At 61.0% G+C, this 26,860-nt stretch carries 27 protein-coding genes; 14 read left to right on the forward strand and 13 right to left on the reverse strand.

The genetic code is table 11. The features are described 5' to 3' along the window. The first annotated feature begins 3 nt into the window (after window positions 1–3). The 8 genes from AC1RN6_RS05195 to AC1RN6_RS05230 all read left to right on the forward strand — a co-directional run bounded on the left by AC1RN6_RS05195 (window position 4) and on the right by AC1RN6_RS05230 (window position 8,235). Window positions 4–1,206, forward strand: coding sequence for an amidase (locus AC1RN6_RS05195; RefSeq protein ID WP_493003587.1), 1,203 nt, complete (start codon window positions 4–6; stop codon window positions 1,204–1,206). Further along, window positions 1,193–1,726: an ureidoglycolate lyase gene (locus AC1RN6_RS05200; protein ID WP_493003589.1), complete on the forward strand. Its 534-nt coding sequence runs from the start codon at window positions 1,193–1,195 to the stop codon at window positions 1,724–1,726. The genes AC1RN6_RS05195 and AC1RN6_RS05200 overlap by 14 nt, the downstream gene beginning before the upstream one ends. Window positions 1,727–1,865: 139 nt before the next feature. Further along, window positions 1,866–2,744: an EamA family transporter RarD gene (rarD, locus tag AC1RN6_RS05205; protein WP_493003591.1), complete on the forward strand. Its 879-nt coding sequence runs from the start codon at window positions 1,866–1,868 to the stop codon at window positions 2,742–2,744. Window positions 2,745–2,814: 70 nt separating this feature from the next. After that, entirely contained in the window at window positions 2,815–4,482 is a 1,668-nt protein-coding gene (gene ettA, locus AC1RN6_RS05210; RefSeq protein WP_493003593.1) for an energy-dependent translational throttle protein EttA, read from the forward strand. A 254-nt stretch (window positions 4,483–4,736) separates the two neighbouring features. Then, window positions 4,737–5,843 (forward strand): branched-chain amino acid ABC transporter substrate-binding protein, encoded by a 1,107-nt coding sequence (locus tag AC1RN6_RS05215; RefSeq protein WP_493003595.1) that lies wholly within the window; start codon window positions 4,737–4,739, stop codon window positions 5,841–5,843. A gap of 127 nt (window positions 5,844–5,970) precedes the next feature. Beyond that, the gene (locus AC1RN6_RS05220; protein ID WP_493003597.1) at window positions 5,971–6,249 is read left to right on the forward strand and encodes a hypothetical protein; all 279 of its coding nucleotides are present in this window, start codon (window positions 5,971–5,973) and stop codon (window positions 6,247–6,249) included. A gap of 356 nt (window positions 6,250–6,605) precedes the next feature. Beyond that, complete coding sequence (panS, locus tag AC1RN6_RS05225; protein ID WP_493003599.1) at window positions 6,606–7,526, forward strand: ketopantoate/pantoate/pantothenate transporter PanS; 921 nt, start codon at window positions 6,606–6,608, stop codon at window positions 7,524–7,526. Window positions 7,527–7,644: 118 nt separating this feature from the next. Next, window positions 7,645–8,235: a putative pterin-binding protein gene (locus tag AC1RN6_RS05230; RefSeq protein WP_493003601.1), complete on the forward strand. Its 591-nt coding sequence runs from the start codon at window positions 7,645–7,647 to the stop codon at window positions 8,233–8,235. A gap of 37 nt (window positions 8,236–8,272) precedes the next feature. On the opposite strand, the gene AC1RN6_RS05235 is transcribed toward AC1RN6_RS05230, so the two are convergent. Continuing rightward, the gene (locus AC1RN6_RS05235) at window positions 8,273–8,851 is read right to left on the reverse strand and encodes a DUF4337 domain-containing protein (protein WP_493003602.1); all 579 of its coding nucleotides are present in this window, start codon (window positions 8,849–8,851) and stop codon (window positions 8,273–8,275) included. A gap of 223 nt (window positions 8,852–9,074) precedes the next feature. Here AC1RN6_RS05235 and hisC point away from each other — a divergent pair, with 223 nt between their 5' ends. Continuing rightward, a complete protein-coding gene (gene hisC / locus AC1RN6_RS05240) occupies window positions 9,075–10,142 on the forward strand; it encodes a histidinol-phosphate transaminase (protein WP_493003604.1) in 1,068 nt (355 codons plus the stop codon). 51 nt (window positions 10,143–10,193) lie between these two features. Here hisC and AC1RN6_RS05245 read toward each other — a convergent pair whose 3' ends face one another. The 3 genes from AC1RN6_RS05245 to AC1RN6_RS05255 form a co-directional block, all read right to left on the reverse strand. Continuing rightward, window positions 10,194–12,230 carry a 2Fe-2S iron-sulfur cluster-binding protein gene (locus AC1RN6_RS05245; protein ID WP_493004722.1) on the reverse strand — a complete coding sequence of 679 codons (2,037 nt, stop codon included), beginning with the start codon at window positions 12,228–12,230 and terminating at the stop codon, window positions 10,194–10,196. Window positions 12,231–12,286: 56 nt separating this feature from the next. Beyond that, window positions 12,287–12,898 (reverse strand): glutathione S-transferase family protein, encoded by a 612-nt coding sequence (locus AC1RN6_RS05250; protein ID WP_493003606.1) that lies wholly within the window; start codon window positions 12,896–12,898, stop codon window positions 12,287–12,289. Window positions 12,899–13,028: 130 nt separating this feature from the next. Beyond that, window positions 13,029–13,931: a LysR family transcriptional regulator gene (locus AC1RN6_RS05255; protein ID WP_493003608.1), complete on the reverse strand. Its 903-nt coding sequence runs from the start codon at window positions 13,929–13,931 to the stop codon at window positions 13,029–13,031. A 105-nt stretch (window positions 13,932–14,036) separates the two neighbouring features. Here AC1RN6_RS05255 and AC1RN6_RS05260 point away from each other — a divergent pair, with 105 nt between their 5' ends. Further along, complete coding sequence (locus AC1RN6_RS05260) at window positions 14,037–14,516, forward strand: carboxymuconolactone decarboxylase family protein (RefSeq protein ID WP_493003610.1); 480 nt, start codon at window positions 14,037–14,039, stop codon at window positions 14,514–14,516. Here the strand turns inward: AC1RN6_RS05260 and AC1RN6_RS05265 are convergent. Both AC1RN6_RS05265 and AC1RN6_RS05270 read right to left on the reverse strand, forming a co-directional pair. Continuing rightward, entirely contained in the window at window positions 14,513–15,760 is a 1,248-nt protein-coding gene (locus tag AC1RN6_RS05265) for a YbfB/YjiJ family MFS transporter (RefSeq protein ID WP_493003612.1), read from the reverse strand. The genes AC1RN6_RS05260 and AC1RN6_RS05265 overlap by 4 nt on opposite strands. Before the next feature lie 146 nt (window positions 15,761–15,906). Continuing rightward, entirely contained in the window at window positions 15,907–16,509 is a 603-nt protein-coding gene (locus tag AC1RN6_RS05270) for an HD-GYP domain-containing protein (RefSeq protein WP_493003613.1), read from the reverse strand. Window positions 16,510–16,705: 196 nt separating this feature from the next. Here AC1RN6_RS05270 and AC1RN6_RS05275 point away from each other — a divergent pair, with 196 nt between their 5' ends. The 3 genes from AC1RN6_RS05275 to AC1RN6_RS05285 are packed head-to-tail and all read left to right on the forward strand — an operon-like array spanning window position 16,706 to window position 19,096. After that, complete coding sequence (locus AC1RN6_RS05275) at window positions 16,706–17,866, forward strand: MFS transporter (protein WP_493003614.1); 1,161 nt, start codon at window positions 16,706–16,708, stop codon at window positions 17,864–17,866. Window positions 17,867–17,900: 34 nt separating this feature from the next. Next, window positions 17,901–18,371: an META domain-containing protein gene (locus AC1RN6_RS05280; RefSeq protein WP_493003616.1), complete on the forward strand. Its 471-nt coding sequence runs from the start codon at window positions 17,901–17,903 to the stop codon at window positions 18,369–18,371. Between the two features lie 29 nt (window positions 18,372–18,400). Then, window positions 18,401–19,096 carry an alpha/beta fold hydrolase gene (locus AC1RN6_RS05285; protein WP_493003618.1) on the forward strand — a complete coding sequence of 232 codons (696 nt, stop codon included), beginning with the start codon at window positions 18,401–18,403 and terminating at the stop codon, window positions 19,094–19,096. Between the two features lie 193 nt (window positions 19,097–19,289). On the opposite strand, the gene AC1RN6_RS05290 is transcribed toward AC1RN6_RS05285, so the two are convergent. Both AC1RN6_RS05290 and AC1RN6_RS05295 read right to left on the reverse strand, forming a co-directional pair. Beyond that, complete coding sequence (locus AC1RN6_RS05290; protein ID WP_493003620.1) at window positions 19,290–19,556, reverse strand: hypothetical protein; 267 nt, start codon at window positions 19,554–19,556, stop codon at window positions 19,290–19,292. 213 nt (window positions 19,557–19,769) lie between these two features. Next, window positions 19,770–20,732, reverse strand: a complete 963-nt coding sequence (locus AC1RN6_RS05295; protein ID WP_493003622.1) for an NAD(P)H-dependent flavin oxidoreductase — start codon at window positions 20,730–20,732, stop codon at window positions 19,770–19,772. 240 nt (window positions 20,733–20,972) lie between these two features. Between AC1RN6_RS05295 and AC1RN6_RS05300 the strand changes: the two genes are divergently transcribed. Continuing rightward, window positions 20,973–21,095, forward strand: a complete 123-nt coding sequence (locus tag AC1RN6_RS05300; protein ID WP_493003623.1) for a hypothetical protein — start codon at window positions 20,973–20,975, stop codon at window positions 21,093–21,095. A 280-nt stretch (window positions 21,096–21,375) separates the two neighbouring features. On the opposite strand, the gene AC1RN6_RS05305 is transcribed toward AC1RN6_RS05300, so the two are convergent. From AC1RN6_RS05305 to AC1RN6_RS05325, 5 genes are all read right to left on the reverse strand, one after another. After that, entirely contained in the window at window positions 21,376–22,284 is a 909-nt protein-coding gene (locus AC1RN6_RS05305; RefSeq protein WP_493003625.1) for a hydroxymethylglutaryl-CoA lyase, read from the reverse strand. A 53-nt stretch (window positions 22,285–22,337) separates the two neighbouring features. Beyond that, window positions 22,338–22,877 carry a YbaK/EbsC family protein gene (locus tag AC1RN6_RS05310; RefSeq protein ID WP_493003627.1) on the reverse strand — a complete coding sequence of 180 codons (540 nt, stop codon included), beginning with the start codon at window positions 22,875–22,877 and terminating at the stop codon, window positions 22,338–22,340. 2 nt (window positions 22,878–22,879) lie between these two features. After that, a complete protein-coding gene (locus tag AC1RN6_RS05315) occupies window positions 22,880–23,809 on the reverse strand; it encodes a 2-hydroxyacid dehydrogenase (RefSeq protein WP_493003628.1) in 930 nt (309 codons plus the stop codon). 83 nt (window positions 23,810–23,892) lie between these two features. Further along, window positions 23,893–24,828 carry an MBL fold metallo-hydrolase gene (locus AC1RN6_RS05320; RefSeq protein WP_493003629.1) on the reverse strand — a complete coding sequence of 312 codons (936 nt, stop codon included), beginning with the start codon at window positions 24,826–24,828 and terminating at the stop codon, window positions 23,893–23,895. 10 nt (window positions 24,829–24,838) lie between these two features. After that, window positions 24,839–26,851 carry an acetyl/propionyl/methylcrotonyl-CoA carboxylase subunit alpha gene (locus AC1RN6_RS05325; protein ID WP_493003631.1) on the reverse strand — a complete coding sequence of 671 codons (2,013 nt, stop codon included), beginning with the start codon at window positions 26,849–26,851 and terminating at the stop codon, window positions 24,839–24,841. Between the last annotated feature and the right edge of the window lie 9 nt (window positions 26,852–26,860).

A 26,860-nucleotide genomic window follows, 5' to 3' on the forward strand; every position in this document is an offset into this window, starting at 1 on the left:
TCCATGTCCGCCGACGCTCAAGCCGCACGTTGTTTCGTTCCCTATCCCGCACCCGCTTCGACAGCAATCTCGGCAGGCCCGCTGTCGGGCTTGCGTCTGGCGGTGAAAGACATTTTCGACGTCGCCGGTTTTCCCACCGGCTGCGGCAATCCGCACATGCTGGCCATGTCGGGCGTGAAGACGTCGTCGGCGCCGGCGGTCGTGGCACTGGCGCAGGCGGGCGCCAAGTTCGTCGGCAAGACCTATACCGACGAGCTGGCGTTTTCCATGAACGGCAAGAACGCCCATTTCGGCACGCCGCGCAACGGCGGCGCGCCTGACCGGATTCCAGGCGGCTCCAGTTCGGGGTCGGCCTCTGCAGTGTCCAACGGGCTGGCGGACGTTGCACTCGGGACCGATACCGGCGGTTCCGTACGTGCTCCCGCCAGCCACTGCGGGCTGATCGGCCTGCGTCCGACGCATGCCCGTGTGAGCCTCAAAGGCTGCATGGATCTGGCGCCGTCGTTCGACACTTGCGGCTGGTTTGCGCGCGACATCGACAGCTTCTCGCGCGTGGGCGAAGTGCTGCTGCGTGAAGACACCTGCCTGCTGCCCGATGGCGCGCCGTCGATGCCGCAGGTGCTGGTCGCGGCCGACGTGCTGGCGCTGCTGGAACCGCGCGTGCAGACGGTGTTCATGCAGACGCTGGAACGTCTCGGCGGCGTGATCGGCACGCCGCTGCCGGTCAAGACCGCCACGCCGTCGTTCGAAGCCTTGTACTGGTCGTTCCGTTATATCCAGGGTTACGAAGCCTGGCAAAGCCATGGTGAAACCATCGTCCGCCACGACCTGCAACTCGGCCCCGGCGTGGCCGAACGTTTCGCCTGGTCGAGTCAGATCACGCCGCAGCAGATGGAAGAACACAGCAACGTGCGCGACCGTTTCCGCGAAGATTTCCTGCGCCTGCTCGGCAGCGATCGCGTGATCGTCCTGCCGACCATGCCCGACATCGCGCCGCTGCTGAGCGAATCGGAACAGGTGCTGGAGAACTACCGCAACCAGGCTGTGCGCATGCTGTGCCTGGCCGGCCTGTCGGGTTGCCCGCAAATTTCGCTGCCGCTGATGACGCTCGACGGCGCGCCGTTCGGCTTCTCCATCATTGGACCGCTGGGCAGCGACCAGGCCTTGATCCGCTTGTCGAGAAAGCTCATCGATGAACTCGCCTGAGTCGTCTGCCGGCAAAGTCATCGTGGCGCAGGCGCTGACGCCGGCGGCGTTCGCGCCGTTCGGCGATGTCATCGCGCCAGCCGGAGTGCAGTCCGGCAGTACACCCATCAATGAAGGCACCGCGCAACGTTTCGACGATCTGACACAGCTGGACGTGAGCGAGCAGGGCGGCGAAGTCTGCGTCGCCATTTTTCGCACGCAGGACGGCACGCATGTCGCGCCGTATGCGCTGACCATGTTCGAGCGGCATCTGCTGGGCAGCCAGAGCTTCGTGCCGATGGGGCAGGGACGTGTGCTGGTGGTGGTGACGCAAGGCAGCGATACGCTGGATACACCGGATGAAGACGCCATCCAGGCCTTCATCGTCGAACCCGGCCAGGGCGTCACGCTCCGGCGCGGCGTCTGGCATCACCCGATGATCACCATCGGCGGCGCCGACGTGTTCGTGATCGAGCGCCGCGCAGCACAAGTGGATTGCGAGATCCAACGCATCAAGGGGCGCTTTATTGTTGCGCTTTGATCCAATCCGTTGATGCGCCCGGGTTCTGCCAGCCGGAAAAGAGGAATCCTGAGATAATGGCGTTGCTGCCGCGAAACTTTCATGAGTTTTCGCGGCGCTTTCATTTTTGTCATTCCACTTTTCCTATTTCCAGGTCGCCATGTTTTACGCGATAAGCTGTTTCCTCCTGTGGGGGCTGTTCCCGCTTTATTTCAAACTGCTGCAGGATGTGGGCTCCTTCGACATCGTGCTCCAGCGCATTTTCTGGTCGCTGCTGTTTCTTATTGTCGTGCTGAGCTGGAAACGCCAGTGGGCCTGGCTTGGCGAAGTCGCGCGCAAACCGCGCGTGTTGCTGGGGTTCCTGATCAGCGCCCTGCTCTTGTCGGGCAACTGGGTGCTGTATGTATGGGCGGTCAACAGCGGCCGCATCGTCGACGCCAGCCTCGGCTACTTCATGAGCCCATTGGTCAGTGTGCTGCTGGGCTATGTCATCCTCAAGGAAAAGTTGCGTCCCTTGCAATGGCTGGCGGTGTTCATGGCGCTGGGTGCGGTGCTGTGGCTGACGTGGATGAACGGCGCCTTGCCGTGGATCGGCCTGACCATCGCCGCCACCTTCGGCATTTACGGCCTGCTGCGCAAGATCGCGCATCTCGGCGCGCTGGAAGGACTGGCGCTGGAGACCATCCTGCTTTCGCCGCTGGTGCTGGTGGTGCTTGTCGTCTCCGCGCTGCACGGCAGCAACGGCTTCCTCCAGGCATCGCTGTCGTCGCAAATCCTGCTGGCGCTGTCGGGACCGGTGACGGCGATTCCGCTGCTGCTGTTCGCCCGCGCCGCACGCCGGATTCCCTTGTCGCTGCTGGGTTTGCTGCAATACATTTCCCCCACGATGCAGCTGCTGACCGGGGTTTTCATCTATGACGAACCCTTCGACGGACCGCGCCTGACCGGATTCATGGTGATTTGGAGCGCGCTGGCTGTATACTCTCTGGAAGGACTGTGGCGGCTGTGGTCAGCCAAGGCCCGTCCGGCCGGCGCTTAGCAGTTCCAACCGTCCGGAAAACGCCGCCGCATCACAAGTATTCTCTTATCTCATTACCTGGCATCCAAACATGGCTCAATACGTATTCACTATGAACCGCGTCGGCAAGATCGTGCCGCCGAAGCGTCAGATCCTGAAAGACATCTCGCTGTCCTTCTTCCCCGGCGCCAAGATCGGCGTGCTCGGCCTGAACGGTTCGGGCAAATCGACGCTGCTCAAGATCATGGCCGGCATCGACAAGGAAATCGAAGGCGAAGCAACACCGGCGCCGAACCTGAATATCGGCTACCTGCCGCAGGAGCCGCAGCTCGATCCGGAAAAAAACGTGCGTCAGGAAGTCGAAAGCGCTCTCGGCGAAGTGTTTGAAGCGCAAGCCAAGCTCGACGCGGTGTATGCGGCCTATGCCGAAGAAGACGCCGACTTCGACGCGCTCGCCACCGAGCAGGCGCGCCTGGAAGCGATCATCTCCGCCTCCGACGGCAACAGCCTCAACCAGCAGCTGGAAATGGCCGCCGACGCGTTGCGCCTGCCGCCATGGGACGCCAAGATCGGCGTGCTGTCCGGCGGTGAAAAGCGCCGCGTCGCGCTATGCAAGCTGCTGCTCTCCAAGCCCGACATGCTGCTGCTCGACGAACCGACCAACCATCTGGACGCCGAATCGGTCGACTGGCTGGAACAGTTTCTGCTGCGCTTCCCGGGCACCGTCGTCGCCATCACCCATGATCGCTACTTCCTCGACAACGCCGCCGAATGGATTCTGGAACTGGACCGCGGCCACGGTATTCCATGGAAGGGCAATTACTCGTCCTGGCTGGAACAGAAAGAAGCCCGCCTGAAGCAGGAAGAAGCGACCGAATCGGCGCGTCAGAAGACTATCGCCAAGGAACTGGAATGGGTGCGCCAGAATCCCAAGGGCCGTCAGGCCAAGAGCAAGGCGCGTCTGTCGCGCTTCAATGAGCTGAGCGAACATGAATACCAGAAGCGCAACGAGACCTCGGAAATTTTCATTCCCGTGGCCGAGCGCCTGGGCAATGAAGTCATCGAATTCAAGAACGTCAGCAAGGGTTACGGCGATCGTCTGCTGATCGACAACCTCAACTTCAAGATTCCGGCAGGCGCCATCGTCGGCATCATCGGCCCCAACGGCGCCGGTAAGTCGACCCTGTTCCGCATGCTGGCTGGCCGCGAACAGCCGGACAGCGGCGAACTGGTGCTCGGACCTACGGTGAAGATTTCGCTGGTCGATCAGTCGCGTGAAGATCTGGAAAACAAGAAGACCGTGTTCGAAGACGTCGCCGGCGGCGCCGACATCCTGACGGTCGGCCGTTTCGAAATGCCGTCGCGCGCTTACCTCGGCCGCTTCAACTTCAAGGGCGGCGACCAGCAAAAGATCGTCGGCAACTTGTCCGGTGGTGAACGCGGCCGTCTGCATCTGGCCAAGACCCTGCTGCAAGGCGGCAATGTCCTGCTGCTGGATGAACCGTCCAATGACCTCGACGTCGAAACCCTGCGCGCGCTGGAAGATGCGCTGCTGGAATTCGCCGGCACCGTGCTGGTGATCAGCCATGATCGGTGGTTCCTGGATCGTATCGCCACCCACATCATTTCGTTCGAAGGCGATTCGCAGGTGTCCTTCTTCGACGGCAACTATCAGGAATACGAAGCCGACAAGAAGAAGCGCCTCGGCGAAGAAGGCGCCAAGCCGAAGCGTATCCGCTACAAGCCGGTCACACGCTGAGCGGATGCGCATCGTCATGTAGCAACACGCAATACGTCATACGCTGATTGTTAACAACGCCCCGCTTGCGGGGCGTTGTTGCTTTCGGGAATTGATTCTGTGACAGTTTGTAATGATGCTCGGATTTCGTATTTTTTTGATCGTGGCGGCGGTTCTCGTGAGGTATAAGAGATGTCATTTTGATCACGAAAAAATCATGCGGAGGTGAGATGCTATTTTTAAGCCGCTTTTACAGGGCAGGGATATTGGTTGCATTGTTTTCCGTCTCTACGCATACGTGTGCGGACGATTTTCAGACGGTGTTGATCGGCTTCTCCGGTTCGCTGAGCGGCATCTCCGAAACCTTTGGCAAGAGCATGGCGAATGCAGCGGAACTGGCCATCGCCGAAGCCAATCGCAATCCTTATAAGATCGACGGCAAGCGGATCCTGTTCCGACTTGTACGCATGGATGACCGGGGCGATCCCGGGCGCGCGCAACATGTTGCCAATGTCTTGGTGCATGCCGGCGTAATCGGCGTGATCGGCGGCGCCAACAGCGCAACGAGCATCGCCGGCGCAAAGATTTATGCGACTGCCGGGATTCCGCAGATATCGCCTGCGGCGACGGCGCGCAAATTTACAGAGATGGGTTACCGCACGACCTTTCGGACCGTTGGTGCGGATGACGAATCGGCGCCTTATCTGGCCGAGTTCATCGTCAAAGATCTGCATGCCGGCCGTATTGCCGTCATCGACACCGGCACGCTTTTCAGCGTCGGCATCACGACCCGCTTCGCCGATATCGCCAGGGAAAATGGCGCTCTCATTGCCGTGCGAGAGACCATCAGTCCCGTGATTTCAGACTTTGAAGAGCTACTGCGGCGCATCAAGGCGCAAGACGTGGACGTCATCTATTTCGGCGGCTATTCGGCGCAGACCAGCATGTTTGCGCAGAGCATGCAGCGCATGGAGGTGAAGGCCAGGCTCGTCACTTCCATGATCGGGATTGTCGGACCTTCCTTCTTCATCTCCACGGGGACCGCCGCCACCGGCGTCATCTCTCAGGAGAGCGGGATTCCCTTCGACAGGATGGCCGGGTGGAAGAAGTTTGAAGCGGAATATACGCGGCGCTTCGATTTCAACGTCTACGGCATGACGCCCTTTTCTTACGATGCAGCCCAGGTGCTGATCGCAGCAATACGGCAAGCCAATTCGCTGGAAACGAAGAAAGTGGTGGATGTGCTGCATCAGATCAGTCATCGGGGACTGACCGGCGTCATCTCGTTTGATGCATCAGGAAATCTGCGCAATCCCTCCTTCACGATCTATGAGGCGCAGAATCAGCGATGGATTCCCTTGAAAAGCCAGGTCGGACGCTGATCCTCCTGGCGCTTCGGTGCACGGACGCATCTTGTAAAGGCAATGTAACGGCACTCTTTACATTCAGGCGTGGTGGCGATTTGTAGGCTAGCCTTGCGTCTTCATCGCAATGCCAGTCGGGGAAAACGTGAAGCTGCATCGCCTGTGTACGGGACTCTTCCTTTCGCTGCTGTCGGCCTGCTCGTCCGGCGGCGCCGTTCAACAGCTCGATCGCGACACCTATATGGTGGCCGGGCAGTCGCGCCTGAACGGCAACGACGGCGCCGCCGCCAGCGCAGCGCTCAGGGCCGATGCGTATTGCAGGGAGCGCGGCAAGCGGATGCAGCTGACCGGTGCTGAAACGTCTGACGGCGTTTTCGGCGTGTGGCCGTCAAAGAGCGTCGTGATGTTCAAATGCGTGGGTTGATATGCTGCACAATGTACCGGCTACATAGGCAACGGGCAGCTCGCAAAGCGCCTGCCAGCAAGGATTTCCGGGCGCGGTTAAAATAGCGCTCCCGAGGCATCCACAAGATGCATCGCCGGACCGGCATGACGGCATCCTATCCGCTGCTGCTGCCGCATCCTGTTTGTTTTCCTGATCATGTGTTCATCGGTTCATCAGCGTATCTGCATATCTGTTTATCTGCCGATGACTGAATTCCCGTATTGCATTCCACATTGCGCGCAACCGGCGGAGATGTCGAAAAACAAAAACATAATTTCTCGCTATTTCTCTTTTACTCCGCGCTTCTGTCCGAGCGTCTAAACGATCGATCTATCATGCTTGCTAGCCTTACCCGCCTGTTTCCACTGTGGGCGCTGTTGCTGTCCGCCGCCGCTTACTTCTCGCCATCCACCTTCACCCCGATCGGGCCGCACGTCACCAGCCTGCTGACGCTGATCATGCTGACCATGGGCGTCACGCTGACGCTGGATGATTTCAAACGCATCGTCAAGCGTCCGGCGCCGGTTGCCGCCGGCATCGTACTGCACTATCTGGTCATGCCCCTGGCGGCCTGGATCATCGCCAAGCTGCTGCGCATGCCGCCTGACCTGACCGCCGGCATGGTGCTGGTCGGCAGCGTCGCCAGCGGCACGGCGTCCAACGTCATGATCTATCTGTCGCGTGGCGACGTCGCCCTGTCGGTGACGATCTCGACCTTGTCGGCGCTGGTGAGCGTGTTCGCCACGCCGCTGCTGACCGAGTTGTATGTCGATGCATCGATTCACTTCGACGCCCACGCGATGCTGATGAGCATCGTGCAGATCGTAGTGGTGCCGATCGTGGTCGGCCTGGTGCTGAACCTGTTCGCCAGCAAACTGATCCGCCGTATCGAACCCTACCTGTCGCTGGTATCGATGGTTGCGATTCTGCTGATCATTTCCGCGGTGGTCGGCGGCAGCCAGGCCAGCATCGCTTCGGTCGGTCTGGTGGTGTTGATCGGCGTGATCCTGCATAACGCCCTGGGTTTGCTCGGCGGTTACTGGGGCGGTCGCCTGCTCGGTTTCGACGAAGCCATCTGCCGTACGCTGGCGATCGAAGTCGGCATGCAGAACTCCGGTCTGGCCGCTGCACTGGGCAAGCTGTACTTCACGCCGCTGGCGGCACTGCCGGGCGCGCTGTTTTCGGTCTGGCACAACCTGTCGGGTTCGATGCTGGCGGGTTACTGGCGTGGTCGTCCGCCGAAAGATCAGGCTTAAGCCTATTCTTGGCAGGAATGAAAAAGCGGACCGCGGTCCGCTTTTTTTATGTCCGAAATGGACATTTATCGGGCATCATGCGATGCATCGTTTGTGCAGAAAAAAGGAAAGACCGATCATGAAGAAACGACAATTTCTCGCCGCCGGTCTGCTCGGCATGAGCAGCCTCGCCATCGCAGCAAACAAGAAGCAAGCCGCCTGCGCCAGCAGCAAGGAAGCCGGCCCGGTGCTGCTGACCATTACCGGGGCTATCGGCGCAGGCAATCGCGGCGCGCTCGACCCGGCGCTGGATCAGATGATGGCCAAGCAGAAGCTGCAATTCAATCGCGCCCACACCTTCGACTTTGCATCCCTGAGCGCCTTACCGCAGACCACCATCAAGCCCACGCTGGAATACGACAACAAGCAGCACGTGCTGAGCGGCCCCCTGTTGAGCGACGTGGTCAACGCCGCCGGCGCGGCAGCGGCGAGCGATGTACTGCTGCGCGCCGTCGACGGTTATGCGGTGCAGGTGGCGATGGCAGACATTCGCAAGTATCGCTTCATCGTCGCCACGCATCTGGACGGCAAGGCGATTCCGCTGGGTGGACTGGGGCCCTTGTGGGCGGTGTATGACGCAGACAGCTTTCCGGACATCATGGAGAAGCCGATCAGCGCGCGTTTTGCTCTTTGTCCCTGGGGGACCTACCACATCGAAGCCAAAGCCTGAAGCCTGCCCTCGCAGCAGGAGCCAGAGCAGGTTTAACTCAGATATGCATCGCCGCCAGCGTGCCGAGGATGACGCTGGCGCCCGCGGCGGTGTAGGAAATACGCTTGAGCCAGTTCTTGCGCGTCAGCAGTGTGATGGCCGCCAGCGAGATCGCGATCTGAATCGCGGTCATGGCCTGTGCCCAGCGATGATGCTGGTGCAGTTTGACTTCGGACAGCTCGTCCCATTCCTTGGATTCTTCTTCCAGTTTTTCGGCGGCCTTGCGGATGTCCTCCTTCTCCGACTTGTAGCGTTCCGCCGCAGCCGTGTATTTCGCCGCATCGACGCCGGGAATGGTCGCCGCCAGTTCGGCCAGGTTCTGGCGGCTGGATTTGGCCTGGTAATAATTCCACTGGTTGGCCGCTTCGGTTTTCTTGATGGCGGCGTTGTTCTTGTTCATGGCGGCGGCGCTTTCCGTGGAGCCGGCCTGGTAGCTGAACAGTGCGCCGATGGTCGCCATGATCGCGGTCATGACGGCGATCTTGCCGGCAAAGTTGTCGCCGCTGCCGTGGGCATGTTCGGTAACGTGTTCCAGATGATGTTCGTGCGGACTTGGGACTTCGAATTCTTCAGCCATGCGAGTGCTCTTTATCAATTTATTGTGATGGAGTCGGCCGGCATTGCCGCCGGGAACCTGCGCAACCCTCCTTGCGCATGCCATTAATGCGCAAGGCATGGGCTTAGTTGACGCTGCCATGGGCTTTATCTGCAGCTTTATCTTCACTTCGCGCCGGCGCGGGGTTTGTTACCATAGGCGTTTTCCCGCAAACCTTACGTCGAACCTGCCGAAAACCATTCCCATGAGCAAATTCTGGAGCCCCATCGTCAGCCGCCTGACGCCTTACACCCCTGGCGAACAGCCCAAGATCAGCAATCTGGTCAAGCTCAACACCAACGAAAACCCTTACGGCCCATCGCCCAAGGCAGTTGCCGCGATGGCGCAGGAAGTCGGCGACAACCTGCGCCTGTACCCAAATCCCGATGCCGAGCCGCTGAAGCTGGCGATTGCCAGACGCCATGGCTTGTCGCCCGAGCAAGTGTTCGTCGGTAACGGTTCCGATGAAGTGCTGGCGCATGCTTTCCAGGCGCTGCTCAAGCACGGCGCGCCGATTCTGTTCCCGGACATCACCTACAGTTTTTATCCGACCTACGCCGGTCTGTATGAAGTGGCCTATCGCGCGGTGCCGCTGGCGGACGACTTCTCGATTCGCGTCGACGATTACCTCGGCCATGGCGATGCCATCGGCGGCATCATCTTCCCGAATCCGAACGCGCCGACCGGCTGCCTGCTCGCGCTGGATGCGATTGAGCGCATGCTGGCCGGTAATCCGGACCGCGTGGTGATTGTCGATGAGGCGTATATCGATTTCGGCGGCGACAGCGCCATCGATCTGGTCGCGCGCTATCCGAACCTGCTGGTGGTGCAGACGCTGTCGAAGTCGCGCTCGCTGGCCGGCTTGCGCGTCGGCTTTGCGGTCGGCCATGCCGATCTGATCAGCGCGCTGGAGCGGGTCAAGAACAGTTTCAATTCCTATCCGCTGGACCGCATAGCGATTGCCGGCGCGACGGCGGCGATGGAAGACGACGTACATTTCGACACCACCCGCAAGGCGGTTATCGCCAGCCGCGGCAAGATGGTGGCGGATCTGACGGCGCTGGGTTTTGAGGTGCTGCCGTCGGCGGCCAATTTCGTGTTCGCGCGCCATCCGCAACATGATGCGGCAGGACTGGCGGCATTGCTGCGCGGCGACGGCATCATCGTGCGCCACTTCACCAGCGCGCGCATCAATCAGTTTCTGCGCATCACGGTCGGTACCGACGACGCGTGCCAGACGCTGATCACTTCGTTACGCAAGCATCTGGCCTGACGCCGATGCATTGATGCATCGACGCTGCATCGACGCTGCATGGCGGGCTGACTACAGTTCCAGATGCAGCGTCGTGCAACCCTCCGCCGGCATGGCGCAGCAGATCAATGCTTCATCCGCTGCCACGGCGAAATCGGGTGTCTTCGCGTAAGTCACTTCACCTTGCAGCACCCGCGTACGGCAAGTGCCGCAGCGGCCGTCGCGGCAGCTGGATTCCGGATTCAGGCCGCGCTGTTCGGCAAGTTCCAGCAACGAACCGCTTTCGGACGTCCAGCGCGCTTCCTTGGCCGAGCGCATGAATAGCACCGGTATTGCGGTGGCCGCAGCGGATTTCAGCGGGACTTGCAGCGCCTGCTCGTCGACCTGGCGCTGCAGGCCGGAAGGACCGAAGGCTTCGGCATGAATGCGCGCGTCGGTCACGTTCATGGCGCGCAAGCCGTCATACATTTGCTGCATGAATGCCGCCGGTCCGCACAGATAAAAATCGTAGTCATCAAAAGGCAGCGTCTGCTTCAGCAAGGCGATGTCGATGCGTCCGGTGGCATCCATGCCCTCGTCGGCCTGACTCACCACGCGCACGTGGCGCGCACCGCCCTTGCCGGCGTTGATCAGCGCCGCGATCTCTTCGCTGAAGGCCAGCTCGGCCTTGCTGCGGGCCGACTGGAACAGCCACACCGGACGCTGGTAGCGCTTGCGTATGCCCTCATGGATGAGGTGCCGCAGCATCGCCAGCATCGGCGTCACGCCCACGCCTGCCGCCAGCAACACGGCGGGACGGCGCACTGAGGCGTCGATGGTGAAATTGCCCGCCGGTGCGCGCGCTTCGATGATGTCGCCGACCTTGAGCGTCGTGTGCAGATGATCGGAAAACAATCCCTGGCGCTTGACGCTGATGCGCAGGAACGCGTCCGACGGCGCGCTCGACAGGGTGTACTGACGGATCTGCGTATCGCCGCCGGGCATCGGCAGCCGTACCGAGACATGCTGTCCCGCGGCGACGCCCGGCATGCCGGCGCCGTCGTCCGGCAGCAGATGGAACGAACGGATGGCGGGGCTCTCATCGACGATTTTGCTGATGCGGAACGGCCGCCATTGCGTCGCCAGTTCAGCCGCTTTCAGGCGGGAGGCAGCATCTTCCCAGCTTCCCGTGATCAGGGCATTGGGGGACGCGCCGGCATCGACATCAATCCAGCGCAGCGGCAGCGCGGCAGGTCTGCGCACGACCTGTTGCGGGGTAAAACGCCACATGCGTTCCGCACCCATGAAGGCCGCCACTTCAGGTGCGTCAAGGATGACCTCGGCGCGTCCGCTCAGCTGCAGCAAGTCGCCATTGCGGAAGTCGACAAACACTAGGCCGGCGCGCGGATTCAGCAAGAAATTTCCCAGCGTGTTGAAGAACAGATTGCCGGAGAAATCCGGAATGGTCAGCACGCCGTCGTCGCCGATACGCACGAATCCCGGCTTGCCGCCGCGATGCGACGCGTCGACCTGCTTCTTGCCGTCGCGCATCACATACGAGGCGACATAGAACGAGTCGGCTGCACGGATCATGGCGGCAGCGTCGGCATCGAGTGCGGACAGTCTGCTCACCGGGCCGGCCGGCGTATCCGTGAATTCGTATTGGCGCAACTGAATGTATTGCGGACAGTTGCCATACGCCTGAGTCACATCAATGTGGAAACGATCGTCAGACTGCCGGCTCACCAGACCATTCATGCGATTGCGGCGGCGGGTATGCAACTCGATACCCAGCATGCCGATACCGTCGCCATCCTCCATGCCCGCGTCGGCCGGATCGAGAGGCTCGCGCGCCAGCTCGAGCGTGAGTTTCTCCGCTGCGTCGGCGTGCATGAAGCCGGGACGTCCGGCGCGCAAGGTGGCCCATACTTCGCCTTCGGCATCAACCGCACCCAGGATGACAAACGGCAGCTGGGCGTAAAACTCGCGATGCTGATCGGGCATCCAGGCCCGCGCCATCTGATTGCGGCCGGGACCGGCCATGCGTTCGACGGCGCCGACACTGCGCTGCAGCGTCAACTCGCCGTCGTGCCAGGGTGATCCGGGAGGCGCGACTGAGGTTGCAGACATGGCTGATGTTGCATGCATTGCTGGTGTCGGCTGTGTCGAAGTCATGATCGGTCTCTTTATGCGGCCAGGCCGACAGGAGTCTTCTGGAACGCCACAAAGCCGGGCAGCGCCTCAATCCGCGCCAGCCATTGACGGGTGTGCGGATAAGCGATCAGATCGACGTTGCCTTCGGGGGCGCTGGAAATATACGAGTAGAGCGCAATGTCGGCGATGGTGGCGTGTTCCGCAGCCAGCCACGGATGCGTCGACAGTTCCTGCTCCACCAGCGTCAGGATGGCATGGGCGCGGCGGATCGCGTCGTCGGCGTCGATCGGTGCGCCGAATACGGTAACCAGACGGGCGGCGGCAGGACCGCGTGCGATCTCGCCGGCAGCCACCGACAACCAGCGTTGCACTGCTGCAGCAGTAGCCGGATTTTCTGGCAGCCAGTCGGAACGGCCCAGCGACTTGGCCAGGTAAATCAGAATGGCGTTGGAATCGCTGACGACGGTATCGCCGTCTTGCAGTACGGGAACCTGGCCGAAGCGGTTGAGCTTCAGCAGTTCAGGGGATTTTTGTTCGCCCTTTTTCAGGTCGACCAGGACCAGTTCATGTTGCGCTCCCAGCAACGAGAGAAACAGGTGAGCACGGTGCGAATGGCCGGACAGAGGGTGGTAGTAGAGTTTCATGGCAGCTCCAGGTGGGTTGTAGGAGTCGCCAGTTTTACCGATAACGCAGATGAAGAGAATCGCCGCCAAGGACAATGGACTATTCCCGGTTCGAGAATAATCCTGCCCCGCGGGCCTCAGTGTCCTCAGTTTAATCCTCTGCGGGGCGCTCCCCACGCAGTTCGCCGACCGCCAGATCAAGAAAGGCACGCACCTTGCGCGCGGCGTGGCGGCCTTCGTGCTGCACAACGTGCACAGGCAGGGTCGGTGTTTCATGCTCGCGCAATACTTCGACCAGTCGTCCATCCGAGAGATGCGGCGCCACCATGTAGGACAGCACGCGCGTGATGCCGAAGCCGCCCAGCGCGGCGATGATGGCTTCATCGTTTGAGAGGACCGTCATGCGCGGCTGCACGCGCACGATGGTGGGGGTATCGCCCTTGGTGAAGCGCCAGTCCGGCGAGGTCGCGATGCCGTTCGACGACACAATCACATGCTGCCTGAGATCGTCCGGGACCAGCGGCGTGCCGTGCTTTTCGAGATAAGACGGAGAAGCGCACGTCACGCGCCGGACCGAGCCGACGCGGACGGCCTGGTAACTGGAATCCGGCAGATGGCCGATGCGGATCGCCACGTCGATGCCTTCATCCATCATGTTGATGATGCGGTCGGCGAAACGGCATTCAACTTCGGCCTCGGGATAGCGTCGCAAATACTCCATCACGATCGGCGTGACATACATGCGGCCGAACAGGGCCGGCGCCGTCACCACCAGGCGGCCGCGTACCGCACCATGGGCGCCGGCGGCCAGGTCTTCCATTTCGGTGATGTCGGCCAGCACCCGGCGACAGTCTTCGGCATAGCGCGCGCCGACGTCGGTAACGCGCACGATGCGCGTGGTGCGTGTCAGCAGGCGCACGCCGATGGCGGCTTCCAGATCGCTCACGGCGCGCGTGACGACAGGCGGCGAGATCTTCATTTTTCTCGCGGCGGCGGCAAATCCGCCTTCATCGACCACCGCAAGAAAAATCGCCATCGACTCGAGTCGGTCCATATTATTCCCGTTTTTGTAATGGCTAATTGTGATTTCAGGGTATTCGGATTATGCCCGAGATCAGGGACACTTCTTCTCTCCCTATTTTTCGTCAAGGCCGTATTCATGGCACGCATCAGACTCATCGACGGCGATAGCGGCAGCGTCAGCCAGGAACAGGCGGAACTGCTCACCGCCATTCAGGCCCGGTTCGGCACGGTGCCGGACTTCCTGAGAGTGCTCGCCAATTCCCCGGCCGCGCTGCGCGCTTTCCTCGGCTTGCGCGACATCGCCGATGACGGCGCGCTGGCGGCGCCGGTTCGCGCGCGCCTTGCCAGCATTACCTCAACGCGGGCAATCGGTATCCGCGAAGATCCGCGCATCGCTGCAGCCATGACGTTTGCGCGCGGCCTGCTTGAGAAAAAAGGAAAAATCGGTACGCTCGATCTGGTTGAAGTGCGCAGCGCCGGCTATAGCGATGCCGAGATTGTGGAAATCATCACGCACGTCGGCATGCATTTTCTGACGGACATCCTCGGCAAGGCGAGCCAGGTGGAGATTGTTCTCCTCGACGCTGGCCTTGCCGGCCTTAAACCGGTCGCTTAATTTTCCGGCAGATTCAGCGGACGCTGCCGCCATGCCAGCAAAGCGCCGATCAGCAAGGCCGCCGCAGAAAACATCAGTCCTTGCTGCAAACCGCCGCTGCGGTCGGCGATCCAGCCGACGATACTCGGCCCGACGATCTGTCCGGCCGCAAACACAATCGTGAAGGCGCTGATGCCGACCGACCAACTGGCCGGCGGCAGGTTATGCCGCACCAGCGCGGTCGTCGACGCGACTGCGGAGAGAAACACGCCGCCGAACATCAGACCGGAAATGAACACAGCCACCGGCGCCGCCGTCACCGCCGGCAATAGCGTGGCGACGCTCAGCAGGGCGTTGAGGATAGCCAGCGATTCGCCGCCCCTGAACTTGTCCAGCATGCCGGCCCACAGCCGCGACGACGCCACGACTGCCACACCCAGCAGCGTGTAAAACAGCGTGATCATGCCGGCCGGCATGCCTTGTTCTTTCAGTAGCGCGATGACGAAGGTCATGTAGCCGATGTAGCCAAGTCCGAACATGAAATATCCGGTCAGGCCGAAACCCAGGCTGCGATAACGAACGCGTCCCGCGCCGCGCGCCTGCTGCGGCAGATCGGGAATACGCAGCGCCGGCGGCGCCATGAAGGCGGTGGCGATCAGGCTCAGGATACCCATCGCCAGCCACGCCCATTGCCAGCTGTGCGCCACGCCATAGGCGCCGGCGGCGGCAATCGTCAGCGGCACCAGCCACGCTGAAATCACAATACCGATGCCGCTGCCGCCATAGAACACACCCAACAGAAATCCGGCGCGCTGCGGATGCAGGGCCGCCAGCCGCGTCACCAGAATGCCGCCGGTAATAAAGATGAATGCACTGACCGCACCGGTCACGATGCGCAGGAACAGCAGGGTTGCAGTGTCGATGAACAGCCCTGACAGGATGATGAAGAATGCCGTCGCCAGCGCACCGCCGATCAGCATCTTGTGCGTGCCGAAGCGGCGCGTCAGCGGCGGCGTGGCGAGTGCGCCGAGCAAGTAACCGAGAGCGTTGCCGGTGTTCATGCCGCCGGCGATCAGATAGGGCCAGCCGAGATCGGTGCGCATCGGCGACAGCAACAATGCATAAGAGAAGCGCGCCACGCCGAGTGCGATGGCAGTCCCCAGCGACAAGGCCAGCGCCGTCAGCAGCGGATGGCGCGTGATGAAGTCGTGATGTGCAGCGGAAGTGGTGCGCGCCTGATCGGAGGCTGCAGTCGGATCGTGCATGGCTTGTCTCTTGAGCATCGACGGCTGGTCGCCGTCTGGTTTTTTATGGTGCGCCGGGACAGCTGATGCCGGCCGCCGCGCTGCTCAGAGTGTAGCGGATTGCGCCGATTCTTGTTGTTGGCTTGATGACGCGATGCGATTGCCGTTCAATCGGCACATAACTGCAGACAGGCGTCGACCACCGCAGGGTCGAGACGCGTGCCGCGCAGGCGGCGGATCTCCGCCAACGCTGCATCAAGGCCCAGGCTTTTGCGATAGGGCCGGTCTTCCGACATCGATTCGACAATGTCGGCCACGGTCAGGATGCGCGCCTCCAGCATGATCTGCTCATCGCGCAAGCCGCGCGGATAGCCGGAACCGTCGAGATATTCGTGATGGGCGTAGACGATTTCCGCCACCGGCAGCGTGAAGGTGATGCGGCTCAGCACGTCGTAGCTGGTCTGTGCATGCGTCTTGATCAATGCAAATTCGGCATCGCTGAGCTTGCCGGGTTTGTTGAGGATATCGAGCGGGATGTCGACCTTGCCGATATCGTGCACGCGCGCAGCCAGGTAGAGTGCTTCCAGTTGCGCGTCGCGCAGTTGCAGTTGCCGGCCGATGCGCAGCGCCAGGTTGGCGACGCGGCTTTCGTGTTCCGGCGTGTAGTCGTCGATCAGATGTTGCAGCGCCAGCAGCGCATCGATGGCTTGCCGTTCAAGTGTCAGTGTGGCGATAGGGGGCGGAGCGGTAGGGGCGGTCAGGTCGGTCATGCAAAAAACGGAACAGCACCGGGAGCAGCAAGTAATAGCGGGCAAAAAAACAGGCGGGCAGAACAGGCATGGCGGGCGCGATGAAAAAACATCATCCGAATCGTATGAAATCGCAAGGAATGCACAGAATGCAAAAGCGATAGCGGCGGATGCGAGATAATGGCGGCTGACAGAAGTTTATTCCTCTCTTGATTGCATGACAACCGACCTGACTGAAAGTCTCGGCGCTTCGGCGTTGCGCGTGCGATGGCGGCAGATCGCCATTCCATTTTTCTTTTTCCTGCTGGGCTTGCTGTACGCCAGCTGGGCCGCGCGTATTCCTTCGATTCGCGATAATCTGCAACTCGATGCGGCGACCTTGAGTCTGGTGCTGCTGTGCGGCGGTATCGGCGCGGTCGGTTCGTTTCCGATGGCAGCGTGGCTCAACGCGCACTACGGCGCGCGCCGCACGGCGTGGTATGCGGGACTGATGCTGCTGTTGTCGCTGCCGGCTATCGGCTGCGCGCCCGGCCTGCCGGTGCTGATGTTGTTCAGCATGGTGTACGGCGCCGCATCCAGCTGCTTCGATGTCGCCATCAATGCGCTTGGCGCCGTGGCCGAGAAAAAAGCCGGACGCTCCATCATGTCACTGCTGCACGCCTGGTTTTGCGTCGGTACTTTCAGCGGCGCCCTGCTGGGCAGTGCCGTGGCATCCTTCGAGATCGCGCCGATATGGCATTTTCTGGTGTTGAGCCTGGTGTTTCTCTTGCCGCTGCGCTGGGGCTACAAGGCTTTGCCCAATGACCGCCCGGAACCAAGTGCGGATCGCAAGATTTTCGCCATCCCGCACGGCCATCTGGTGGCGCTCGGTCTGATCGGTTTTTGCGGCGCCATTGTCGAGGGATCGATTGCCGACTGGAGCAGTCTGTACATGAAGGATCATATGGGTGCGGGTGACGGCGGCGCACCGCTGGCATACGCCGCTTTCGCCGGCATGATGCTGCTGGCGCGGCTGGTCGGCGATCGCCTCAAGGAACGTTGGGGCGCGCGCAAGGTGGTTGGATTCAGTTCACTGCTGGCCAGTGTGGGCGTGTTTGTCGCGGTGGCCGCGCCGGGCATTCCGCTGGCGATTCTTGGTTTTGCAATAGCCGGCACCGGCGTGGCGCTGGTATTTCCATTTGTGTTCAGTGCGGCGGGACGGCATGGCGCAATTGCGCTGGCGGGCGTGGCGACGCTGGGTTACAGCGGCAGTCTGATTGGCCCGCCGGTGGTGGGTTTTCTGGCGCATGGCTTTGGTTTGCAGGCGGCGCTGGCGTTTATCGGCGTGCTGTGTGTCGCCGTGGCTTTGGCTGCAAGCCGTGCGAAGTGGTTGGAATAGGCGGATTGAAATGAAATTAACAAGGAGTACGGACATGAAACGATCTCTGGCAATCATCGCTGTGACGCTGGCCTCATTGATGCTGGCAGCGTGTGCGACCTCATCGACGACAGCAAGTGCGGACCTGACTGCGTCACAATGGGAACTGGCCAGCTGGCCCGGCCACGAAATTCCGCATGGTGACAATGGCGAGCCGGTCATCCTGAATTTTCAGGACAACGGCAAAGAGGCCAGCGTCAGCGGCCGCGCCTGGTGCAATCGATTCAGTGCGCCCTACGTGCTGCGCGACGGCAGCCGTCTTACCATCGGCCACGCTGCTGCCACACGCATGGCCTGCATGCCGCAGGCGATGGAATTCGAATCGGCCTTCCTCGACAAGCTGCAGGCGCTGGACCGTTACAAGATTGACGGCAAGACCTTGCAATTGTTTGCGGTCGACGGCGAAGTCATGACCCTGCAAGCCCGCAAGAAAGAAGCGTCGGCTGGTGCCGACGCCAATAAGTAATACTCCGGACAAGGAAAGAGAAAAAGAACATGCGCGATCTGGTTTTTTTGCCCGGCTTCATGCTGAACGAAGCCTTGTGGGATGACATGCGGTCCGATCTTGCTACGTTGGGCAATCTGCATTTCGGCAATCTGGGGCTGGATGATTCCATCTCCGCGATGGCCGACCGCGTGTTGTCGACGGCGCCGGACAAGTTCGTGCTGTTCGGCTTTTCGATGGGCGGTTTCGTGGCGCAGGCGATTGCCTTGAAAGCGCCTGAGCGCATACTCGGCCTGGGTTTGCTGAACACGTCTTCACGCCCGCAAAGCGAGAAGGAATCGGCCGGCACGCTGGCCCAGATCGCTCTGGCGGAAAAGACGCCGTTCAAAGGTTTAACCTCGCGCGCGCTGGCTTCGTCGCTGCATCCCGATCGGGCAGCGGACCAGAGTTTGTTGCAACGTTTGCAAGCCATGGCGCTGGCCAACGGCAAGGAAGTTTTCCTGCGCCAGTTGTCGACATTGCGTGATGGCAGCTACGCCGATCTGCACCGCATTGCCTGTCCGGCGCTGATCGTGGCGAGCGATGCAGATCGCTTGCGGACGGTGGAAGAGTCGGAAGAAATGGCGCAGCGCATTCCGGCTGTGCATTTTGAGATCGTGCGCGATTGCGGCCACATGACTCCGATGGAAAAGCCGCAGGAATTATTTCGCATTATCCGCGACTGGATTGCGGATTCACAGTTGTAAAGCGCAAATGCAATACGCCGCTCGCAAGCGGCGTATGGTAGGCATCGTTGTATGCCGACGACCGGTTTTCACCGGTCTGCGTCCTCATGTCAGCGATGCAAGCGTTACTGGCTGGTCTCTTGATTTTCTGTCAAGGCGCGCTGTTCCCGCGCTGCTCCGGGGCATTTTCTGATCCCTCTGATCCGTATCGGATTCAGTGCGACTTCTCGTAAGGATCATCCTTGCGCGGGGCTTCGCTGGCGCGTTTGCCGGCGCCCTTGTTCATCTCATCCAGTCCGCCGCTGCCGCGCAGATCGGTATCCACCTGGCCTTCGCGGATGTCCTGATAGGCGCGGCGCATCTCTTTCTGATCGACGTCGCTGCGCTGGCTGTCGCCGGACTGATCATGCTCATGGGGGAGACGGGCTTTGTTTTCCGGTTTTGGATGGCGGTCTTTTCTGGTGCGGAGAAAGCTGGTCATAAAATCCTCACGTGTATGGTGTCTGAACCAGTACGACATACAAGTGGGAAAGAAGTGCCGGAGAAGTGTGCTTAGTTACAAAGTCATTTGCAATCCATGCGCTTGTCCGACAGAAGCTGTCTGTCGGAGCCGCAGGGCAGAGATGACGGCGCGGTTCGCAAAGCCGCGCCAGTGCTTGCTTTGCCGACGATGCACCACATCGCCGGCAGCCGCTCAAATAGCGAGCCGTTGACGCGCTGCAGCGTATTCTTTTTCCAGACGATCCACCATTTCGGCCACTGTCGGCACGTCGTCCATCAGGCCCACTGCCTGACCCGCACCCCAGATGTCGCGCCATGCCTTGGCCTTGGTGTCGCCGCCGGAACCGAAATTCATCTTGGTCTTGTCCGCTTCCGGCAGATTGTCGGGATCGAGTCCGGCGTTGACGATGGACTTCTTCAGGTAGTTGCCGTGCACGCCGGTGAACAGGTTGGTATAGACCACATCGGCCGCGGTTGAGTCGACGATGGCCTGGCGGTATTCATCGGTGACGTTGGCTTCCTTGGTCGCCAGCCAGCGCGAACCGATATAAGCCAGGTCGGCGCCCATGGCCTGCGCCGACAGGATCGCATCTCCTGTGGCAATCGCACCCGACAGGATCAGCGGACCGTGGAAGAACTTGCGCACTTCGCCCACCAGCGCGAACGGCGACAGTGCGCCCGCATGGCCGCCGGCGCCGGCCGCCACCAGGATCAGACCGTCGACGCCGGCTTCCAGCGCCTTCTGCGCATGGCGGATCGAGATCACGTCGTGCAGCACGATGCCGCCGTAGCTGTGGATGGCGTCCAGCATTTCCTTCGGTGGTGCGCGCAGGCTGGAGATGATGATCGGCACGCGATGCTTCACGCAGACTTCCACATCATGGGCGAGGCGGTCGTTGGATTGATGCACGATCTGGTTGACGGCGATCGGGCCGATGATGGCATCGGGATTAGCCGCCTTGTATTCCGCCAGTTCCGTCTGCAACTGCGTCAGCCAGACATCAAGCTGTTCCGCCGGGCGCGCGTTGAGCGCAGGGAAGGAACCGACGATGCCCGCCTTGCATTGGGCCGCCACCAGCGCAGGGCTGCTGGCGATGAACATCGGCGAGGCAATCACGGGCAAACGAAGGTTTTGCAAGATGGCAGGAATAGGCATGGCGGCGTCTCATCGTTGTAGGTAATCCGAAGATTATAGGACAAAATATTACGATCGTGCTTTTTTGTGTTGTTGCATCAAATGATTTTTGCTTTTGGTCGAACTTTTCATTTTGTAAACATGTTATTTTTTCTACTAATCAGCCGATAAACACTTCTGCACCCTGCATGGCATGTGACTTGCATGAGCGTAGACAGGCCAATTCCGGCTGAATCAAGGTGATCTTTCCGAGGGGGATATATGGATGCCTTTCTGATCGTGGCCGCCATCGCGGGCGGACTTATCGGCGCATCGGCGCTTCACAGCCGTTATCTGCATGCGCGCCTGAAACACGTACGCACGCGCAGTCGCTACATTCACTGATATTGCCGATCTTGCAAAGCGAAGGCGACGCTTGAGGTCTTGCCTCAGGGATTTTCACGCCCCGGCGTCGCGTTGCAGAGCAGCTTTGACGGCCTATCGTGCCTGGCGTGCCTGTTGCGCCCGTTTTTCGCCAAAGTCGGACACCTGTCCCGCTCAGGTATAAACCGCCGCGCCTGCGTGAGCAAAGAAACCAAAAAAAAAGCGGCATGATCGAGAATTGACCATGCCGCTTTTCACTTTGTGTTCCGCCGCGCGTATTTCATACGGAAATACCGTACTCTCAACCTCTTCTCTTCGCAGCAATTGCATTGCCCGCACGACTCACCGCCTTGCGGCCCAGATGTTCGGAGATGAACTGACCGGCGTCGACTACGATATCCAGATCGATGCCGGTTTCAATCCCCAGTCCCTGCATCATGTACAGCACGTCTTCCGAGGCGACGTTGCCGGTGGCACCTTTGGCGTAAGGGCAGCCGCCCAGGCCGGCGACCGAAGAGTGGTAAATCGTGATGCCGACTTCCAGGCTGGCGTAGATGTTGGCCAGCGCCTGACCGTAAGTGTCATGGAAGTGGCCCGACAAACCATCAATGTTGAATTCGCGGATCGCCGCCTGCATCACCGGCGCCACCTTGTTGGGCGTGGCCACGCCGATGGTGTCGGCGATGTCGATTTCATCGCAACCCAGATCGCGGAAGCGGCCGACCACATCCGACACTGACGACAGCGGCACTTCGCCCTGATACGGGCAACCGAAGGCGCAGCTGACGGCGGCGCGCAAGCGTATCTTGTGTTCCTTGGCAGCCTGCGCCACTTCCCGGAAGCGCTCGATCGATTCGGCAATCGAGCAGTTGATGTTCTTTTGCGAGAAGGCTTCCGACGCCGCGCCGAAGATCACGACTTCATCCACACCGGCCGCCAGCGCCGCCTCAAAGCCCTTCATGTTCGGCGTCAGCGCCGAATAGATCACACCGGGTTTGCGCGTGATGCCCTGCATGACTTCGCTTGAGGTCGCCATCTGCGGCACCCATTTCGGCGAGACGAAGGACGCCGCTTCGACGTTCACGAAACCGGCGGAGGTCAGCCGGTTCACCAGCTCGATCTTGACTTCGGCGGAGATGGTTTCCTTCTCGTTCTGCAAGCCGTCGCGCGGACCGACTTCAACGATTTTGACTTTCTTGGGCAAGCTCATGGGGTGTCTCCTCTGCCTTGGCGGCTATGCATTTGAATATGGATTTGATGATATCAGTTTGCCTGCGGGACGCTTTCGGCAGGCATGGCGGATGACGCCGGCGCCAGCGCAACATCTGCCACCGGCGCACCGGTCATCGCCTGCAATTGCTGCGCGGTCAGATTGAAGACGGCATGCGGATGTCCCGCCGCCGCCCACACGCTGTCGTAGCGGAACAGATCCTGATCCAGCAGCATTACCGGTTTGACGGCGTGGCCGATCGGGCAGACCCCGCCGATGACATAGCCCGTCTTTTCACGCACGAATTTGGCGTCGGCCTTGCCGAGCGCGCCGACCTGCGCCGCTACCTTGGCTTCATCCACGCGGTTGCTGCCGCTGGCGATCACGAGTACCGGCGCATCGTCGGACAGTCGCCGAAAGATGATGGACTTGGCAATTTCCGCCACGCTGCAGCCGAGGCCGGCGGCGGCTTCGGCCGAGGTGCGTCCGGCGCTGGGCAGCATGACTACCGGCCGGTCGTGCTTCAGTTCGCTCAGCAGATTCGCCACGCGCTGCGCGGAATCGGGAAGTGTTTCGTGCTGATTCTGTTCCATGTTTAATATCCTCTGTTGCGATCAACCAGACCGATTACGCGTTCTCCGCGAGCCATGGCGACGATCTTCTCTGCAATCTGACGCGCCGCCTCGCTGCGTACGGTCAGTGCGGAAATATGCGGCGTGATGGCGATGCGCGGATCTTTCCAGAACGGGTGCTGCGGCGGCAGCGGTTCTTCCTGAAACACATCCAGCGTCGCGCCGGCGATCTGGCCGCTTTCCAGCAGCGGCGGCAGATCGGCCTCGACCAGATGGCCGCCACGCGCCAGGTTTACCAGATACGCGCCGCGCGGCAACTGCGACAGGGTCTCTCGATTGAGGATGCCGGCCGTATCGGGTGTCAGCGGCAGCATGCAGATCAGCACGCGCGTGCCTTGCAGGAATTGGCTCAGTTGTTCAGTGCCGGCATAGGCCTTCACGCCCGGCAGCGTCTTCGGGCTGCGGCTCCAGCCGCTGACCTGAAAGCCGAAATGCTGCAGGCTTTCCGCAATGCGTTGTCCCAGCACGCCCAGACCCAGTACACCGATGCCGAAGTCGCTGCGCTCGAACGGCGGCAGCGGTTTCCAGTCGCCGCGGCGCGCCAGTTGTTCATACTCATCGAGGCGGCGGTAATAGCGCAGCACGGCATGCGTGGCAAACTCCGCCATTTGCTCCGCCATGCCGCCATCATCGATGCGGATCAGCGGCAGATTCTCCGGCACTACGTTCAATTGCAGGATCGCATCCACACCGGCGCCAAGATTGAAGACCGCCTTCAGTTCGGGATGGCCTTGCAGCATCTCGAACGGCGGTTTCCACACGATGGCGTAATCGGCCGGGGCGGTGTCGCCGGATTGCCAGACGCGAATTTCGGCATGCGGCATGGCGGAACGGAGATCGCTCAACCAGGCGTCCTGGTTGGCAGTGTCGGCGGTCTGAAACAGGATGCGCATCGCGTCGGGGAGAAGAGTGGAGTAAGCCGCTGATTTTACCCGTAACACATCGTCGCTGCCGCCGGTGTGCCGTCTGCCTGCTATCAACCCGCATTGTGCAGTACGTCGCCGTCACTGCTCGCTGCGCCCGCCTTGATCAGCTGTGCAGTCGCCCACTCTGCCAGTGCTTCATCGCTAAGCTGGAAGTAGCGGCGATTGCAGCGCGCGAGAAGAGGAATATCCGCCATCATCGCCGCGACATCGTGCAAAGGAATCGCCTGTCTTTCCAGCAGCAGAAACTTGAGCATCACCTTGACGCTATTCTGCGCATTGCGCAAAGGATCTGCCTGCAAATAATCGAGACGCGAATATGCCGTCGCCAGGGCCTGTTTCACCTCCGTGAACGGCGCACCATGGCCGGGAATCACCACGCGTACGTCAAGCCTCGAAATCAGATCCAAAGTCGCGCGCGCTTCCATAAATCCCGACTCGCCGTCCAGCTCGGGAAAGATCACGCCGAAGCCGTTCTGCCACAAGGCATCGGCCGAGATCAGGATGCCCTCCTGCGCGCAGTACAGAATCAATGAATGCGGATCGTGTCCGGGCGCCGCGAGCGCTGTCCATTTCAGATCGCCGAGCAATAGCGTGTCGCCGTCCTGCAAAGTATCGTCGAAGACAAAGCGCGCACATTGCTGGCCGGTGGCCTTGTAGCTCAGCGCGTCTTCATCCCACCGCGCCACCTTGCCGGCCTCGGCATGCGGGATCGTTGTGCGGCAGCGATAGCGCGCCTGCAAGGCAGCATTGCCGCCGCAATGATCGGAATGCAGATGCGTGTTGATCACGCGATCCAGTTGTGGCGGGCGGCCTTGTTCATTGAGCACATGTTCGACCAGCGCCAGGGTTTGCGCAGCGTGCGTGACATAGCCGGTGTCGACCAGCGCCGTCTCTTCGGCGCCGAGGAACAAGACGTTGTTGGACGACAGCCAGCCGCGCTCAAGCACGTACACGCTGGACGGCAGGCCGTAGGGATGGACGCGCATAGAAGACAGATCAGCCCGGCGTGAACGCCAGCAATTGCGCGCCCTCCGTCACCTGGTCGCCGACCAGATAAAGCAGTTCGTCAATCACACCGTCGGCCGGCGCAGCAATCGTGTGCTCCATCTTCATCGCTTCCATGATCAGCAGTGGCGCACCCTTGGTGACGCTGTGGCCTTTCTCGACCAGCACGGCGACGATCTTGCCCGGCATCGGCGCCGTCAGACGGCCGCCTTCGCTTTCGCTGTGACCGGCGTGCGCCAGCGGGTCGTCCCAGGTCAGTACGGCGTGGCGGCCTTGATGGAAGATGTGGAAGATATCGGCGTCGCGCACTACATTGCCCGCGAGTGTGGAGTCGTCCAGCGTGATGCGAAGATCTGCTGCCCCCTGCGTGTCAAAGCGCAGGGCATGCCGCTCGCCATCGCGATGCAGCGTCCATTGCCGGTCGCCGCGATATTCGACCTGGATCTGATAGGAGCCCGCCTCGTCGGCAAACTGCAATGGGCGCAGCAGGCTGCCGTTCATGCGCCAGCCGCTGGTGTGCGTCCATGGGTTGCTGCTGTCGCTGACACGTTCCGCTTCCTGCGACAGCAGCAAGGAAGCTGCCATTGCCAGCGTGGCTGTCGATGCAGGTTGCAATGCAGGGAACAAGGCATCGTGATTGCGTTCGATCAGGCCGGTGTCGAGATCGGCGGTGGAAAATGCCTGTCCGGCAATCAGCCGCTGCAGAAATCCGATATTGGTGGCGAGCCCGACGATGCGATACTGCGCCAGCGCTGCCGCCATATTGGCCAGCGCGGCGTTGCGGTCCTTGCCCCAGACGATCAGCTTGGCGATCATCGGGTCATAGAACGGCGAAATCGCATCGCCTTCGCGCACGCCCGAATCGATGCGCACCGCCGCCGGTGTCTGGACGTGGCTGTCGACGCGGAAGTGCACCGCAGGCGGCGTATGCAGATAGCGCAGCGTGCCGATCGATGGCAGGAAGCCTTTCTCCGGATTCTCCGCATAGATGCGCGCTTCGATGGCATGGCCGTTGAGTTGCAATTGCTCCTGACGCAGCGGCAGATGCTCACCGAAGGCCACGCGCAACTGCCATTCCACCAGATCGAGGCCGGTGATCATTTCGGTCACGGGATGTTCGACCTGCAGGCGCGTATTCATTTCCATGAAGTAGAACGAGCCGTCCTGATTGGCAATAAATTCGACCGTGCCGGCGCCGACATAGCCGACCGCCTTGGCAGCGGCGACGGCCGCTTCGCCCATGGCGCGGCGGCGCTCTTCGCTCATGCCGGGCGCAGGCGCTTCTTCCAGCACCTTCTGATGACGGCGCTGTACCGAGCAATCGCGTTCGAACAGATAGACGCATTCGCCATGGCTGTCGGCGAACACCTGGATCTCGATATGGCGCGGGCGTGTCAGGTAACGCTCCACCAGCACCTTGTCGTCGCCGAAGCTGTTGATTGCCTCGCGTTTGCACGACGCCAGCGCAGCCTTGAAGTCTTCCGATTTTTCGACAATGCGCATGCCCTTGCCGCCACCGCCCGCACTCGCCTTGAGCAACACCGGATAGCTGATGCGGTCGGCTTCCTTTTGCAGGAAGTCGGCGTCCTGATTGTCGCCGTGATAACCGGGGACCAGCGGAACCTTGGCTTTTTCCATCAAGGCTTTCGCTGCCGATTTCGAACCCATCGCATGGATTGCCGACGCCGGCGGCCCGATGAAGACCAGTCCTGCCCTGGCGCACGCCTCGGCAAAACCGGCGTTCTCCGACAAGAAACCGTAGCCGGGATGGATTGCCTGCGCACCGGTCGCCAGCGCCACGGCGATGATCTTTTCTCCCAGCAGATAGCTTTCCTTGGCCGGCGCCGGACCGATCAACACGGCTTCGTCGCAGGCCGCGACATGCTTGGCCTGCGCATCCGCTTCCGAATACACGGCGACGGTCTTGATGCCGAGCTTGCGTGCGGTTTCGGCCACCCGGCAGGCGATTTCGCCGCGATTAGCGATCAGGATTTTGCTGAACATCTTGTCTCC

The organism is Herbaspirillum sp. GW822-FHT03A08, assembly GCF_058801885.1.

Bases quoted from the DNA above. Each gene is read 5' to 3' on its own strand.
- AC1RN6_RS05195 (WP_493003587.1), top strand. From the start codon at position 4: ATGTCCGCCGACGCTCAAGCCGCACGTTGTTTCGTTCCCTATCCCGCA.
- AC1RN6_RS05200 (WP_493003589.1), top strand. From the start codon at position 1,193: ATGAACTCGCCTGAGTCGTCTGCCGGCAAAGTCATCGTGGCGCAGGCG.
- rarD (WP_493003591.1), top strand. From the start codon at position 1,866: ATGTTTTACGCGATAAGCTGTTTCCTCCTGTGGGGGCTGTTCCCGCTT.
- ettA (WP_493003593.1), top strand. From the start codon at position 2,815: ATGGCTCAATACGTATTCACTATGAACCGCGTCGGCAAGATCGTGCCG.
- panS (WP_493003599.1), top strand. From the start codon at position 6,606: ATGCTTGCTAGCCTTACCCGCCTGTTTCCACTGTGGGCGCTGTTGCTG.
- AC1RN6_RS05230 (WP_493003601.1), top strand. From the start codon at position 7,645: ATGAAGAAACGACAATTTCTCGCCGCCGGTCTGCTCGGCATGAGCAGC.
- AC1RN6_RS05235 (WP_493003602.1), bottom strand. From the start codon at position 8,851: ATGGCTGAAGAATTCGAAGTCCCAAGTCCGCACGAACATCATCTGGAA.
- hisC (WP_493003604.1), top strand. From the start codon at position 9,075: ATGAGCAAATTCTGGAGCCCCATCGTCAGCCGCCTGACGCCTTACACC.
- AC1RN6_RS05245 (WP_493004722.1), bottom strand. From the start codon at position 12,230: ATGTCTGCAACCTCAGTCGCGCCTCCCGGATCACCCTGGCACGACGGC.
- AC1RN6_RS05250 (WP_493003606.1), bottom strand. From the start codon at position 12,898: ATGAAACTCTACTACCACCCTCTGTCCGGCCATTCGCACCGTGCTCAC.
- AC1RN6_RS05255 (WP_493003608.1), bottom strand. From the start codon at position 13,931: ATGGACCGACTCGAGTCGATGGCGATTTTTCTTGCGGTGGTCGATGAA.
- AC1RN6_RS05260 (WP_493003610.1), top strand. From the start codon at position 14,037: ATGGCACGCATCAGACTCATCGACGGCGATAGCGGCAGCGTCAGCCAG.
- AC1RN6_RS05265 (WP_493003612.1), bottom strand. From the start codon at position 15,760: ATGCACGATCCGACTGCAGCCTCCGATCAGGCGCGCACCACTTCCGCT.
- AC1RN6_RS05270 (WP_493003613.1), bottom strand. From the start codon at position 16,509: ATGACCGACCTGACCGCCCCTACCGCTCCGCCCCCTATCGCCACACTG.
- AC1RN6_RS05275 (WP_493003614.1), top strand. From the start codon at position 16,706: ATGACAACCGACCTGACTGAAAGTCTCGGCGCTTCGGCGTTGCGCGTG.
- AC1RN6_RS05280 (WP_493003616.1), top strand. From the start codon at position 17,901: ATGAAACGATCTCTGGCAATCATCGCTGTGACGCTGGCCTCATTGATG.
- AC1RN6_RS05285 (WP_493003618.1), top strand. From the start codon at position 18,401: ATGCGCGATCTGGTTTTTTTGCCCGGCTTCATGCTGAACGAAGCCTTG.
- AC1RN6_RS05290 (WP_493003620.1), bottom strand. From the start codon at position 19,556: ATGACCAGCTTTCTCCGCACCAGAAAAGACCGCCATCCAAAACCGGAA.
- AC1RN6_RS05295 (WP_493003622.1), bottom strand. From the start codon at position 20,732: ATGCCTATTCCTGCCATCTTGCAAAACCTTCGTTTGCCCGTGATTGCC.
- AC1RN6_RS05300 (WP_493003623.1), top strand. From the start codon at position 20,973: ATGGATGCCTTTCTGATCGTGGCCGCCATCGCGGGCGGACTTATCGGC.
- AC1RN6_RS05305 (WP_493003625.1), bottom strand. From the start codon at position 22,284: ATGAGCTTGCCCAAGAAAGTCAAAATCGTTGAAGTCGGTCCGCGCGAC.
- AC1RN6_RS05310 (WP_493003627.1), bottom strand. From the start codon at position 22,877: ATGGAACAGAATCAGCACGAAACACTTCCCGATTCCGCGCAGCGCGTG.
- AC1RN6_RS05315 (WP_493003628.1), bottom strand. From the start codon at position 23,809: ATGCGCATCCTGTTTCAGACCGCCGACACTGCCAACCAGGACGCCTGG.
- AC1RN6_RS05320 (WP_493003629.1), bottom strand. From the start codon at position 24,828: ATGCGCGTCCATCCCTACGGCCTGCCGTCCAGCGTGTACGTGCTTGAG.
- AC1RN6_RS05325 (WP_493003631.1), bottom strand. From the start codon at position 26,851: ATGTTCAGCAAAATCCTGATCGCTAATCGCGGCGAAATCGCCTGCCGG.